General features: G+C 58.2%; 11 protein-coding genes. 2 read left to right on the top strand and 9 right to left on the bottom strand.

The genetic code is table 11. The features are described 5' to 3' along the window. Positions 1–4: 4 nt before the first annotated feature. From ABIE52_RS01675 to ABIE52_RS01715, 9 genes are all read right to left on the bottom strand, one after another. Positions 5–304 carry a type II toxin-antitoxin system PemK/MazF family toxin gene (locus ABIE52_RS01675; RefSeq protein ID WP_019749527.1) on the bottom strand — a complete coding sequence of 100 codons (300 nt, stop codon included), beginning with the start codon at positions 302–304 and terminating at the stop codon, positions 5–7. Next, the gene (locus ABIE52_RS01680; protein WP_019749526.1) at positions 304–540 is read right to left on the bottom strand and encodes a YlcI/YnfO family protein; all 237 of its coding nucleotides are present in this window, start codon (positions 538–540) and stop codon (positions 304–306) included. The genes ABIE52_RS01675 and ABIE52_RS01680 overlap by 1 nt, the downstream gene beginning before the upstream one ends. A 427-nt stretch (positions 541–967) precedes the next feature. Further along, positions 968–1,594, bottom strand: a complete 627-nt coding sequence (locus ABIE52_RS01685; protein WP_241896179.1) for a TetR family transcriptional regulator — start codon at positions 1,592–1,594, stop codon at positions 968–970. Between the two features lie 109 nt (positions 1,595–1,703). After that, the gene (locus ABIE52_RS01690; RefSeq protein WP_019749524.1) at positions 1,704–2,678 is read right to left on the bottom strand and encodes a DUF2637 domain-containing protein; all 975 of its coding nucleotides are present in this window, start codon (positions 2,676–2,678) and stop codon (positions 1,704–1,706) included. 630 nt (positions 2,679–3,308) lie between these two features. Then, on the bottom strand, positions 3,309–3,461 hold the full coding sequence (locus ABIE52_RS01695) for a hypothetical protein (RefSeq protein ID WP_007733689.1): 153 nt from the start codon (positions 3,459–3,461) through the stop codon (positions 3,309–3,311). A gap of 158 nt (positions 3,462–3,619) precedes the next feature. Continuing rightward, positions 3,620–4,402, bottom strand: a complete 783-nt coding sequence (locus tag ABIE52_RS01700) for a ParA family protein (protein WP_007733691.1) — start codon at positions 4,400–4,402, stop codon at positions 3,620–3,622. Between the two features lie 4,301 nt (positions 4,403–8,703). Further along, the gene (locus tag ABIE52_RS01705; RefSeq protein WP_007733695.1) at positions 8,704–8,961 is read right to left on the bottom strand and encodes a hypothetical protein; all 258 of its coding nucleotides are present in this window, start codon (positions 8,959–8,961) and stop codon (positions 8,704–8,706) included. A gap of 772 nt (positions 8,962–9,733) precedes the next feature. Then, on the bottom strand, positions 9,734–10,681 hold the full coding sequence (locus ABIE52_RS01710) for a phospholipase D family protein (RefSeq protein ID WP_192713019.1): 948 nt from the start codon (positions 10,679–10,681) through the stop codon (positions 9,734–9,736). An 881-nt stretch (positions 10,682–11,562) separates the two neighbouring features. After that, positions 11,563–12,045 carry an SRPBCC family protein gene (locus tag ABIE52_RS01715; RefSeq protein ID WP_192713017.1) on the bottom strand — a complete coding sequence of 161 codons (483 nt, stop codon included), beginning with the start codon at positions 12,043–12,045 and terminating at the stop codon, positions 11,563–11,565. 665 nt (positions 12,046–12,710) lie between these two features. On the opposite strand from ABIE52_RS01715, the gene ABIE52_RS01720 reads away from it, so the two are divergent. Next, positions 12,711–12,866 carry a hypothetical protein gene (locus ABIE52_RS01720; protein ID WP_192713016.1) on the top strand — a complete coding sequence of 52 codons (156 nt, stop codon included), beginning with the start codon at positions 12,711–12,713 and terminating at the stop codon, positions 12,864–12,866. A gap of 11 nt (positions 12,867–12,877) precedes the next feature. Next, positions 12,878–13,012, top strand: coding sequence for a hypothetical protein (locus ABIE52_RS01725; RefSeq protein WP_256065141.1), 135 nt, complete (start codon positions 12,878–12,880; stop codon positions 13,010–13,012). Positions 13,013–13,058 lie beyond the last annotated feature (46 nt).

Raw genomic sequence — 13,058 nt, forward strand, 5'->3', positions numbered from 1 at the left:
GTCATCATTCGAGATCGAAGGCGGCGCGCACGGCTATGGACAGTGATTCCTCTTGCGCTGGAAGAAGATAACCGATGATGTTGCCGAGTGCACTGACGGGAATGGTCGTGATGTGGTCGCAACTGACCACGGCGTCGGCGGATAGTCCGTTAGCGGCGCTGACGGACACCTCAGTGGACAGTCCTCGGATCTCGCCGGTGATGGGCGCTACCGTGACGGTCCCGAGGTGTGGACGGACCATCTCTCGGGTGAGTACGAGGACCGGCCGAACTGAGTCGAGGTTGGCTTCATGAATTGGTCGCATCAGGTCGAGCCTGTTGGCAGTCGATTCACAGCGTGGTGAGCGAGGGGGCTCAGATCATGTTCGGATGTTGCGGCCGAGAGGATCTCCGCGTCTCGTGCAGCTATCTGACGGCGACGCTCCCGTTCGAGAGCGCGCAACACTAGAGAGGCTCGCGAGGCGGCGCGATGTTCCCTGACTTCGTCGTCGAGAAATTCCACGATCTCGTCCGGTAGTCGTACCGCGATCTGCGTGCTCATATACTGATGGTACCGAAGTGGGATTCGATTTGGTACCACCATCGCGTGCGAGTTCTGCAACCGATCATTTCAACGGGAGGCAAGGGCCGATGAAGTACTCAGCGGCCCGACGCGGCACACCTTGCCACGCACACGGTTTCCGCTGTCTTCATCGGTCGATCTCTATCTGGTGTTCTTCAGTCTCAGTGACGGTCCCATCGCTGGTGACGTCTCCACATCGGTACGGCTCGGATCGCTGAAATATTCGCTATGAGACAAAGCACTCCGGGGATTCGGCTCTCGATGTCAGGCACTTTGTCACTCCTCTCGACGACGCAACTGCCTCGCTACCGTCGAGGAATTAGCAGTACACCGTGCACACGGTTGGCGACGTCACCGCGAGGAGTCCAGTTCCTCTCCCCTACTCACGACCTCGCCAGCGCGCGGACTACGCATCTGAAATCAAATACGCGTTCACTAAGTCGTCAATGCGTGAAGTGAAATCTCCAGAGTCGCCGAGCACCTGTATGACTTGAACTGCGCCGATAAATCCCGCGCACAGATTCGCGGCCAGGCGCTGGGCGGCAGAGGCGGGAAGCTGTCCGTCTGCGATCGCAGTATCGACGAATCGGCTGACGAGTTCCACCCACTCACGGAACGCGGGTTGGGCGGTATCGAGACCTGCTTCCATGGTGAGCCTGAGGCCGGCTCGGGCCAGGGCATCGTCGGCTATAAGCGCCGCTGAACCGTTGAAGAATACAGCCAACTTCTCGATCGCTGGTATTGCTGATTCGTCGGTTGATTGCCGGGTTCCGCCGAGCGCGGTCAACCAGTGGTTGATGAGTTCTCGCGCGATCGTTTCCTTGGAGTCGAAGTGGAAGTACACGGCTCCTTTCGTGGAGGCAGCCTCCGCAACGATGTCGTTCATGGAGGTAGCGGCGTACCCATCGATCGAGAATGAGCGTGCAGCTGCCTTGAGGATCTTGGCCTTCGTCTCGTGCGCTCGCTGTTGTCGGGGTCGCTGGCGCGGTTCGGGCGGAACGATCAAGTGGTGTCGGTCGTCTGGGTCGGTCAATGCGGGTTCCTTACCTGCAGTCTGTGGGCACTCTGCTGTGGTCAATCCCTCCATGATGATGCAATTCCTGGCGCTCGGGAACCTTGGCGTTGGCAGGTTGCGGCGCTACTCACGTTGTAGTGACGAGTTGGTCGGTGAAGTGAACATCGGAGGCTCGCATGTCGATGAGCGGCGGATTGTCGAAGCCAGCTGCTCGGGCCGCGGTATCGAACTTTTCGTATCGGCGCCACGAGGTCGATGTTGCAACCGGAGGGTTGGACGTCTGGGCGATCAGCTCCCAGGTGAGAGTCGGGTCTGCAAGCTTGCGTCGTGCGGTGTCCTTGACAGCGTCGGGCAGGTCCGATGTGGCAATGAACCATTCGAGTTCGGCGTGCGCCACCGCCTCTGCGTTCGACGGCTCCGGGTCCACTGAAGACCCCGTTTGTTCGGAGGGGCTCGGGCGCGGAGCGCTTTCCGGCGCGTCATGCGTTTCTACGACGCCTAAAGAAGGCTGGGCTCCTACGGCTGTTTCGTTGCGCATGACGACGCTTTGCGTACCAACCGTACCCACACCTGCGGCAGCATTGTCGATCTCGATCTTGTAGTCGGAATATGCAATACCCGTTGCTTTGATCAGGATTCCCAGACCGTGCGTGAAGGCGAGTACGAGCACCGGCGGAATGACCGCGATCATGGCAGCAACGGCCGGGTCGAGAGGCGTGTAGCCGATGCTCTGACCTGCCGCAACGGCCTGTTGCGCAACTGTTGCGGAGTGGAACGCATGGTAGGCGTTCCCGAGGATGCTGATCGCGACCACCGCAACAGCAACAGCAACGTAGAAGTACTTGTCGCGTCGATGCATCTTCAGTTTGCTCAGAATGACGATGGCGACGGTGGAACCGAAGATTGCACTGTCAACGATGACGGGAAAGATCCATGCGAGGTTTTCGGGGATAGTTCCTTGGCGCGCGAGGTCCCGTTGGACCGCGAAGGAGAGGACAAATGCGCCTGCGGTGATCCCGATTGCGATCAAAATCGCGATGAGAAGTGCGGCGATCAGTGCTCCAAGCTGGATCCGCGCTGCGCGCAGACTAAAATCACCCATGATCGGGTTTTCCTTCCTAAAAGGGGTGTTCTCGGTCTGGAGTCCCGCTGGTTGCCGCCGGCGGGACTCCTCCTGGTTTCGGAAGATTTCTTCTGGTCGTACTCCTGCGTTTCGTCCGTTTTGCGTGCGGTGAGGGTCGACAGCGATTTCTAGCGGACATATCCGAGAGTCGACTGATGTTTTTTGCGTCGCACTCAAAGCACGTCGGGGATGTCGTTCCAGCTGCGTGCCTGTTGATCTCAGAGTGACGTGGGGTGGTCTGCAATTTTGCGTGAGAATTGCGTGACTGCAACGGATTGTTCACGCAATTTGCTCCAGGCTTTGCGCTGCCAAGGCTTCCAAGTTCTACAGAACGGACAGTCAGCAGATGAGAGGGACATGGCATTGCGCGCGCAGCAAGGACTTCCCGCCCCGGCGGTTCGCCTCCCGCCCGCACCCGAGAACCGTTCTCAATATCGAGGTCCTTGGAATGTCCCCCACATGTGCCTACTCGGCTGTCGTGCCAGGCGCCTCTAATTAGGTCTTCCAGCCGAAACACAAGATGCCCTCGCCCGGGGGCCGAACTCCACAATCAAGAATTAAGACAATCCATCATGCGTGCACGCAGTGCATGCCATGCACGCGAATCTCTTATAGTCCCCTGGCCTTCAAGTATTCGTCCAGCGCAGCCTCGGTCATCGATGCCTCGCTGATTTCGCGATCGCCAGTCTCGTACCGCAATTTGTCGACGCCACGCCGAAGGCGATCCTTCGTCGAAGGTTTGATGCGCGTGTTGTGGGTCATCGACAGCTTCTCCTCCTCATCTTTGCGGGCACTGAGATCCGCTGAAGGCGTTGGTGGCGTAGCTGCAGGTGCCGCGGGGGTCGCGTCTCCCCTGGGCGGACGTTCCGGGATGAGTTCAGCCGGATGTGTCTTACGAATGGCAGGTTCCCGCTTCACGCTCATGCCGGGGCTCCGATCACGATGGGCAACTCAGCGAGCAAGTCACTGTAGGCAAGTTGCAGCGTCAATGCTTTCCCACCCTTGAACTGGTGAATCGGAGTGCGATTCGAGTGCGCGTCCTGGCGGGCCGCGAGTTCCGGGATCGATGTCTTGGCGACGAGTGAGCCGTAGGTTTCCCGTAGCTCGCTCTCTCTGAACTCATGTTCGCCGGTAGACCGTTTACGACTGATCACGATCTTGTCGAATTCCAGCTTCGGATTCGCCCGTTTACGAACGGTGTCGATTGTCTCTTCGAGCTTCTGAACGCCACCGACACTGTCGATTGTGGGTTCAGTGATGGCGACAACGCCATCTGCTGCAATAAGAACCGCGAACAGCACCTTGCCCATATTGGGAGGGCAGTCGAAAAGCACGGCGTCATAAGGAGAAAGGTCGAGCCCTTCGAACGCAACGTCTAGGCGAAACACCAGGTCATTCGACCCATCCGACTCGATTTTGCCGAGCTCTTCGTCTGCGGGAATGAGGTCGACGCCATCCCATGGGGTGGCAATGATCGCCTCGGCTGCAATGCCTTCTCTGGTCTGGTTCATGAGGTGGTAGGCCGTCATCATGCCCTCTTCGAGAGTGACGCCGAGGCCGCCGGTCGTATTGCCCTGTTGGTCCATGTCGACGACAAGTACTTTTCCGCCGACCGCGGTGATGGCGCTGGCAAGCCCGAGAGTGGAGGCCGTCTTGCCTACGCCACCCTTCTGGTTGCCGAGTGCGATTTTGCGTGGCTGCATTGCGGACCTTTCATCGAGGGCGTTGACATTTGCGAGGCGTGCATTGCGTGTAAACAACGCGCTGCATGCAATATGTGCATTGCTTGCTGTGTGCGCAATCCACGCTGCACGTGGGCTGCATGCAGACTGTGCGTGACGGGCAATCCAAGCACTGCATGCATTGCGCGCTAAGTCTGCTTCACTCGCTACACACGCACACTGTGCATTACGTGCGCGCGTAGCATAACACGCATGTCATGCGTGACGTACAAGCCTCGCACTCTGCGCGTGTCATGCACGAGTCGCATCAAGTGCAACCCTTGCGTTCAACGCGTGCAATGCTCGTCACGCGTTCACCGCAACCCATGCACGTCATGCGCGACCCGCTATCCATGCCTCGCTAGCAAACCCCGCATGCTTTGCACACAATGCGTTCCTCGCTAGCCAAGCACTGCGCACATACAACGCATGGCGTGCTTCGCACGCACGGCTAGCGATGCTACCTCCGCACGCACGCGGTGCTCTGCATGCACACCATACAACGCTGGCAGCGCACGCAGAGCACGCATGACGCGGTATGCAAGGATTGCACGCATGCCATGCGCTGCTAGCAGGACATGCATTGCATGCACCGCACATCTTTCAGTTCTGCATGCAATGCATGCCGACCACGCATTGCGTGGACGCGCAAAATAGCAGGTCAATGCACTCATTGCCATCGAACGAATCGAAAAACATCTGCCGTGAGTGTCACACACCGTTGCAAAAGGTCGACCGACCAAGAGCAGCTTGGCTGCCACGATCACCCGATAGCGAGGCGTTCCAGACATGAATCGAAACGTGTGACAGTCCGTCTCGATCAGATTGTCAAGGAAGTCGAAGGGACGCTATTGGGCAGCCAACTGACTAAAGGCGGAAATATAGTGTTCAGCAATCTCCGCTGTGCGCACAGAACAAATTGCTCAACCGTCGCGAGCGGTCCTGCCCAGCCATCCGCCAATGCACCGCCCTTGCGGGGATGGAAGGAACGCGCCAACCTCAACGAGGCGGGCAAGACAGCCTGCCGCTTCAGAAACTTTCTGATGTTCGCACCGGGGGCACTTCAATAGAACCCTGTACCCCTTTGAAGGCCAGAACATATTTCATTCCATCGGGGTCCGAACATCCAGGGCAGAAGGAAGGACTCACGTGAACCGCACGGATGGTGACAAAACTGAGACATGCGTGGGACGAACAACCGCACTGATCGAGGGGAGGGGGTTCCAATTCTATTGAGAGATACAGCCGACTGACTGCCAGTCGGGGTGCTCATCTAACTCACGAACAACATTGCGGAATCATTTCAGGACACAGCGGGGGCCCGCGGTGAAACGAAAATTCTGTGCGAAAGGTCGGTCGCGGTGTGAACCCGGACGTGTAAGGGAAGGGACGTGTGGAGATCCGGATCAGTCGAAGTTCGGCCGCGACGGAATGACCGAAGCGAGTCCGAGCAGGCACTAACTTTACGTCACAGTGACGAAATTGGCCTTGGGGACGGGGTGGGAAGAATCAGTTCCGTCAGGCTTGATTTCGCCGCTTTGCGAGCAGAACTTTCGGGTGGGCACATTTCGAATACAGCGACGCATGAATCGCAACGCCGAAACACACGCACTTCTCGACCGAGTGGGGGAGGGGATGGAGACAGCTTCCCGTCTACAAGTATCCCGTGCACGATGCCGGCGCTGCCGTGCCGACGGCTACGAACGACGCAAGGTGGACCACCGTTTCACGCAACAGCGCTGCCATACATGCAATGCATGCCTTGCAACGCACGCATTGCATGTATGGCATGCGCGACCAGGATGCCTCGCAAAGCATGCGTCACACGCAGTGATCGCACCATGCTTCTCTGCACAAAAAGCCGTTTACCTGCGCAAATAACGATGCTCAGTCAGGTACATGACTCGGAGAGATAGACCGATAGACGATCCGAATACCTACGGGCGCGTCTGCATTGGAGGAAACGGCTGTCGTTTCAACCCCTCTCGGATGTTGAACCCGTACCAGCGCGGCGTTCTTCAAGCGCAGAGAAGCGGACCGCCAGCCCGCCATTGACTGGCTCGGGCGGGGTCAGTTCTCCGAAAATGGCTGTGGAGCTCCGCGTATTAGATCAAAATGTTGTCCTCCGGGTTCTTTGTGTCCCGATCAACGTCGCCATGAGTATTTACACCTGTGGCGATCAGGGTGCTGTGCCTCGGATCGCCACACTTCTCGGCAACGCTTGTCGATCATCGTGAGGCGTGTTTTTCGGACGTGTATTGCTTGGCCGGATTGGGGCCAGTAAAGCCTCAATGCTGCTGCTTGCATGTCAGGTGTGCCCGAATGCTGGCTAGGATCTTGGCGCGATGCTCCGGGTTCGCTGCCATTTTCGTACGTTGAACATGTGAGCTTTCAAGTAATTCTTGTTCCCTCTTTCGCGCCAAGTCGGCCGATTTACGCTGTTCACTGGGCGATTCTCCGGTCCAGTCGATCCCATCGAGCCTGCGTCTGAGGTATGCCAACGGTGAGATCAGGCTTGATCTTGTTGGCCAGATCCACCCCCGGTCTGCTGTGTCTCGGGAAAGCGTCTGTGCGATGTCACGTCCTGTCCATCGCGTCGTATCGATCTTGACATCGCGGAGAAGATCACAGATCGCGCCGATATGTCCGGTCGGTCTGAGAGCCGGCGCATGGTTGACGAGTTCGGCTGCAGTCCTCTGAAGTGCCAGAGGCCGCGGTGTGATCCGAGAAGTGCTTCGTTTTTTTGTTGTGAGCTGGGCTCGCGCGTGCGCGCGTTGGTGAGTTCTTCCTAACGGAAGAACTTCAAAAGATAAAGAACCAACACTAGATAGGGTGTCAGTTCCTATCGGCCCTGGTCGACTGCTGTGGGGCTGATAGACGCGATTGACGTCGGGCCTCAGAGAGTTGTGAGCTCTGAGGCGGGTTGCTCTTTCAGAGGCGCGAGACGGTCGCGTCTTGGTGAGTTTGCGGTGAGGTGTCGTTGCCACGATTGTTCGAGGGGATGACAGTGACCATGTCGATGCAGCGCGGTGCTGTTGACCCCCGTGATGGGCTTCAGCAGCCAGAAATTCCAGGGTTTTGAGGTTCCGTCCCCGGACGTGTTCGATGCCCATTCCCAGCGCGATGAGCACTCGCCTGGCGCGATTGACAGAGGATTCGCTGACTTTGGCCCGGGCAGCGATCGTTGATTTCGCTGCGGAGACCCCGCGGCCGGTGTGCGATTCGGCGAAATGTGCGTGAGCTTGTGCCACTGCGTAAGCCTTGTCGGGCTTGATCAGGTTGCGCGCGCACAACGCCTTGCCAGCCGGACTGGTGGTGTGATGCCGGAATTGGCGGAGCCATTCCCTGCGTGATGTCCACACTGGAACGCGTGCTTGTTCCGTTGGTTCGACAGGTAGGGACCAAGAGCGTCCACGCTGGTAAGTGGACTCGTTGAGTTGCCGTGTAGCGGATTCGAGGCGCGCGATACGTGAGAGAGCATCGTCGACTGCCGCTTGCCATTCGTCGACTTCTGTCGATTGAGGAACAGCGGATTGGGCGCCGATGCGCGACACGCCGAAGGTTGGTGATATGGAATGAGTTGGGCTGTATTCAGGGTATGCGCTACCCTGAGACATACCTGCCATAGGTAAGTCCCTTCCAGGGGGATGCAGTACGAGCAGAGAAAGCGCTAACTTTCGAAGCTCACCTCTCGAGAATGTTCGAGAACAGATGTCGGAGAACCTGCCAGTTCTCAGTCGACGTCAAGGACCTGCCAGTCCTTATTTCGCCGCGATGCGGTCCGCTCCCAATCACCCCCTTCGGGGGCCTTTGTGCTTTCAAGAGGTCTGCGCTGTTTAGTTAGGTATCGGGGCACTTCGTTCGTTGTCGGCTAGGGGCGGCCTCCCTGTCTGCGGATCCGCTGTACGCGCGTCACGGCCGCGGTTGTTCGGAAGGTCTGTTCGATCCGGCGGCCGCACATCGGTACCACTATGGGTACGGTGCTGGCTTGCTCGGATGGGACATTCGGGACGCAGAAGTGTGATCCGAGCGCCGCGAAAGCCGAAATGTGATCTGGACGTGCCAAAAATGACACCGCGAATACGTCCGCGAGTATGGCGGAATTGCGTTTCTGCGATATCATCGAGTAAGCACCGCCTCTTCCTTTCGAGGTAGTGGTGGTCACCGCCTCTTCCTTCACTGGGTTAGTGGTGGTCAGGGAGCTGGGAAGCTCTCACAACCGCATAAACGGACAGCCCCCGATGCCGCCAAGCCCTGGGGGTTGTTCGCTGTCTAGGGGTAGTTCATGCGCCGACCGCAAGCTGCTCGATGCGGCGCAGTGATCCAGCGGCCTCGACCTCAAGCAGTCTCAGCTGGTCCGGATGCAGTTTGTCGATGATGTAGTCCGGTATGTCCAGTCCATGGGTGATGGCCAGTATGAGCACGGAGTAATCCCCAGCAGGGATTCCGAGTTCGGCGGCCCGATCCTCGTACACCTTGTGCTGCTTGAGGGGAGCACGAGTCGCGATGTGTCCGCGAGGTCCCTTGTTGTGCTGTGCCATGAGGAAAGACTAGAACCAATCTGTAACTGATACGGGTAGGCGCGCTTGTTCGGTGTGTCGCGTGTGGTTGATGTTGCCATGGAGTTCTGAGGGATTTTGCGGCGGCCCGCCTCACAGGCCGCCGCCGGCCCGACCAGGGAGGGGCTTGATGGACCACCTCTGCGGCTTCGCTGAAGGTGGAGTTTGGGTGCGTTGGCGGTCGGCGGTTCGATGATGGGTCTAGCGTCGGAATCGGGTTGGATTCTTCGGGAGCGGATGGAGATGCTTGGCTCTCATGCTGTCAGACGCCGGGGAGGTTCATGTGCGACTGAACGCGGGGGAGGGGTTTGTAACCCGCGTGTTGGACGGCGCTTCCGCAGGCTGCTGCCGTGTGTCCTGGAGATGGATGGAGACGGGGGTCTGTGGACAGTCGATGGTGCGTCTGCGAGCTCGATGGCTCGGGTCACGTGTCGAGAGGAGCACCTGAAAGATCCGGAAAGGCACCTTAACCTGTCAGCTGCCGAACGTAGGTTTCCAGCGGGGAGGGTTTGCGCCTTCGTGTTCGCCTGCGAATCGTGAGGGACTTCGGTTGGGGGAGGTCGATCCGCGTATATTGTCACGCGGAATGCTCTTTATCGCAGTTGCGCAGAGGATTTCGTTCACGGATTCGAACATTAGAGTCGTGCGTCGTTCGACTTCCGTGAGTACATTGCTCGGATCGACGTATTGACGGTGCGCTGTTCGCGCACTCGAAGGAATGCTTCGCATTCCGTCAACATTCGTTTCTCAGGACTCAAAGGTTCCACAACGCCAACAGTTCGGCCCGAAGACTGAGCGAGCGAACGTAGTGGTCGGACCACAGTTGTGCGCTGGGGTGCCCGAACTCGACGAGATACCTCTCGGTGTCTGCCACAGGAAGCGGTAGCAGGTCGTTGCGAACGCGGAGAAAGAACTGAAAATGACTGGGGGAATCCGGTATTCGATCCTGGTTGGATATCACGACAGCGGGTGGCAATAACAATTCGTTGTCCGTGGAGACGCGGATGACGACGTCCCCACGTGCCATGCTGCTTGGTTTTCCGAGTCTGAGTGTTTCGAGTCGATATCTCACGCTCGGATTGACCGAAAGATGCTTCGTTGAAGTCTGTTTCACAGGCGCGATGCGCACGGAGGGACGGGTTTCGTGATCGCTGACTTGCCTGATAAATACTCGGTTGGTCGGAGCAAGAGGAAAGTCGTTGTCAAGGTTCTGCATTCGGCCAGTGATGCCAGGTATGGGTACGGCACGCCCGATCGCCCATTCGCGCGCGGCGTTGTCGATGAATATTTGGTCTACAGCAGTGGTTTCGTCGATATTGTTGATGAACGCGCGACTGTCGGCAACCACTTGGGGGTCATCGGAAATGACGACCGCTTCATGGGTGAATGTGGAATTTTCGGAAGCATTCGGCGAGCCGATTACAGCTCGTTGGTTCGTCACGATGACCTTGGCGTGCAGTGTTGACGACGACAGGATGCGAACGCCCTTGCTGAGGTAGTGCGCAAGAACGGCAGGTGAAGTGGCGTGGGCGCGGATCGCCGCGGTAGAAGCATTGACGATCAGAAGGTCTCCACTGCGAAGTGGAAGTAGTTCGGGCGCAAGGTGTCCGAGATAGGGGACAGCGGCATAGCGTGGGCCTCGCGTGCGGATCGCGCGAGTGATGTGTGGCCACGGGTTCGGTCCGTGGAAGCTGGTCCCCATAGCCTAGAACGGTAGCGCGAATCGGGCCCGATTTCTGGCGCCTGCGTGAAAGCTGCCGTTGTTCTGCGTCGTCTCCGGAGCAAAAGAAACTTCCGGATATCTGTGATCTGTCGTGGAGGTCGAAGAATGTTGTAGCGATCAACCCTGCCGGGTCAGACGGCGTTAAACCCCAGTGCGACTGCAGCGCTGTCGATTCGGCGTGCGATTTCAATACGGGACGGTGGCAGTAATGGCGCCGGACGGGTGGGAAGGGTCTGCTGCTTGTTCGAGCAGCGCCCCGCACAGTGCACCGGGAAATTTACCGCGGTACGCGATCCCGCGGGGGTGAGGGCGGGCGTGGTGGATCGTGCGGGCCCATGCCTGGAGGGGCGTGTAGGCCTGAGATCGTAGGCGCTCGCCGTGTGGATATCGGGTGGCTGATGTAGTGTCGCTGGCGGGCCGAGTCGATTCGTGATCGGTGCTCGAAAAGTAAACGCGCAGAAAACTTCTCGGCATTCTAGTGTAGGTCTGGCGGCGTGGTCTTCATGAACTGATGGACCCGTGCCTCGTGACGGGGAAGCCGGGCGTGTTGGGCTGCAGTGGAGGTTCGTCTACCACTCTTTGGCAGCCTCTCGTCGCGAGTTCAGGTGAGGTGGCGGCTGGGATGCGTCAGCGTGGCTTCGGCGCCCCATCAGATAACAGGCGGTAGCGCCGGCGTGATGGTTGTGAGCGCAACGTAGGACATTGCACTCACTGGAGACGTTGTGGGGAAGAAGATTCCGTTGAGCTAGATCCATGAGGTTGCGACGGCACCGGCGATCAGTGCTGCGATTGTCACGGTGGTGGCTGCGCGCTCGCGGAAGAGGAGCATCACGGCCCCGACGCTGGGCTTTCGGGCGGGGTCAGCGCGGATAACCTCTGGCTACGGTGCGTGCAAGGATACCGAGCGTGGCTTTGAGAGATCCTTCGGCGATGACGGGAAAGATTCCTGCTTGCCGCCAGGTGGGGCCGATATCAGACCAGTCGTAGTACGAGGTCACGAGGGAACTGTGGCCGTCGTCGGCCGGCTCGATCCGATATCCGTAGACGTGCCCGATTGGAGGCCGGACAGTTCCGAGGATGGTCCATGTTATTTCGCGTTGGGGAACAAAGGTTTTGATCGTCACTGTGACGTCGTACTGTCCCATGGGTAGGTCGCCCAGAGCTTCGCGATCCATGTGGACGACGAATTCGTCGCCGGTCGCGGTCACGAGTTCGCCATCTGCGCCCATCAGCATTCCGGATCCGTCGATGGCGACGTGCCCCTGAGGGTCGCAGAGGACCGCGAAGATCGATGCGGGGTCGGCACGGATGGTGCGCTGTACTTCGATCCGTTCGCTAGTCATGTGGCGAATGCTGCCATACCGCCGATCGGTCGGCGAGGTTTCTCTCGTTCGGTGGGTGCATTCATCGGCTTCGGTCGGCGAGGCGGGGTGATGCGCGGACATGTCGGATGCTGCCGTTCACGCGCCGGACGGTTGAGTAATCCTGAGCGGGGTAGGTGATCCATGGAGTCTTCGCGAATGCTCGTGGAGAGCGTGGGTAATCGACCGTGTGGATACTGGGTGACTGTTGTAGTGCCGCTGGCGGATTGTGTCGACTCGTGAGAGGTACTCGACAAACGAACGTGCAGAGAGTTTCGCGATAATTTAGTGGCGGGGACAGCTCCATTTGCCGAAGAACCTGGCCATGGCACTGGGCGGTGAGGTGGGGGAGCTGTGTGTCGAAATCGAACCACTGTTCGTCGATCCTCGTTTGCCTCTGAACTCGGCACCCGTGGACAATGGAACGCAACGAAATTGGGGATCTCGCTTGTGCGCGGTACTGATAGGCGTCGTTGTCGAGCGTTTTCTGTGGAACTTAAGTGCTAACGCACCCCTTGTTGAGATGCCGAAACTACGACTTAAGTCGGAACAATTGAGATAAATCGCGAAAACTGGCACGAGTTCTAAAACGCTGTCTACGGTTACTTCCACATCGTGATCGCTCGGCCCTAGATCCCGTCCTTCGGGTGACGGAAATTCTTACCGGCGACATGCGACTGTCCGTTGCGAAGGAGTGGGAAATGTTAGTTCCGTTCTTGCAGGCGATTCTGAATTTCGCCTACGGGTCAATCGATGCCGGTGGGGTCGTCATCGACGGGCTCACTGGAATCTCGAGCGAATAGGAGGATGCGAGATGAATTCATCTGATCTGGGTTCGGTTTCGGCACTCTTGCCCATGATGCTGACTGCTTTCAAGTCCATCATCACGATGCCTGTTGCGCTCTCTGTGGACTTCGGTCTCGACGTCCCGTTCAATCCGTTCAAATAGTTTAGGAGGGTGAAAATGGGTTCCTTGGAAGATGTTTTCGGTCTTT

It is taken from the genome of Rhodococcus sp. OAS809, from assembly GCF_040546695.1.
Taxonomy (GTDB): Bacteria; Actinomycetota; Actinomycetes; order Mycobacteriales; family Mycobacteriaceae; genus Rhodococcus_F; species Rhodococcus_F qingshengii.

Excerpts from the sequence above, each read along its gene's own strand:
- ABIE52_RS01675 (WP_019749527.1), bottom strand. The coding sequence starts at position 304 with ATGCGACCAATTCATGAAGCCAACCTCGACTCAGTTCGGCCGGTCCTC.
- ABIE52_RS01680 (WP_019749526.1), bottom strand. The coding sequence starts at position 540 with ATGAGCACGCAGATCGCGGTACGACTACCGGACGAGATCGTGGAATTT.
- ABIE52_RS01690 (WP_019749524.1), bottom strand. The coding sequence starts at position 2,678 with ATGGGTGATTTTAGTCTGCGCGCAGCGCGGATCCAGCTTGGAGCACTG.
- ABIE52_RS01695 (WP_007733689.1), bottom strand. The coding sequence starts at position 3,461 with ATGACCCACAACACGCGCATCAAACCTTCGACGAAGGATCGCCTTCGG.
- ABIE52_RS01700 (WP_007733691.1), bottom strand. The coding sequence starts at position 4,402 with ATGCAGCCACGCAAAATCGCACTCGGCAACCAGAAGGGTGGCGTAGGC.
- ABIE52_RS01705 (WP_007733695.1), bottom strand. The coding sequence starts at position 8,961 with ATGGCACAGCACAACAAGGGACCTCGCGGACACATCGCGACTCGTGCT.
- ABIE52_RS01710 (WP_192713019.1), bottom strand. The coding sequence starts at position 10,681 with ATGGGGACCAGCTTCCACGGACCGAACCCGTGGCCACACATCACTCGC.
- ABIE52_RS01715 (WP_192713017.1), bottom strand. The coding sequence starts at position 12,045 with ATGACTAGCGAACGGATCGAAGTACAGCGCACCATCCGTGCCGACCCC.
- ABIE52_RS01725 (WP_256065141.1), top strand. The coding sequence starts at position 12,878 with ATGAATTCATCTGATCTGGGTTCGGTTTCGGCACTCTTGCCCATGATG.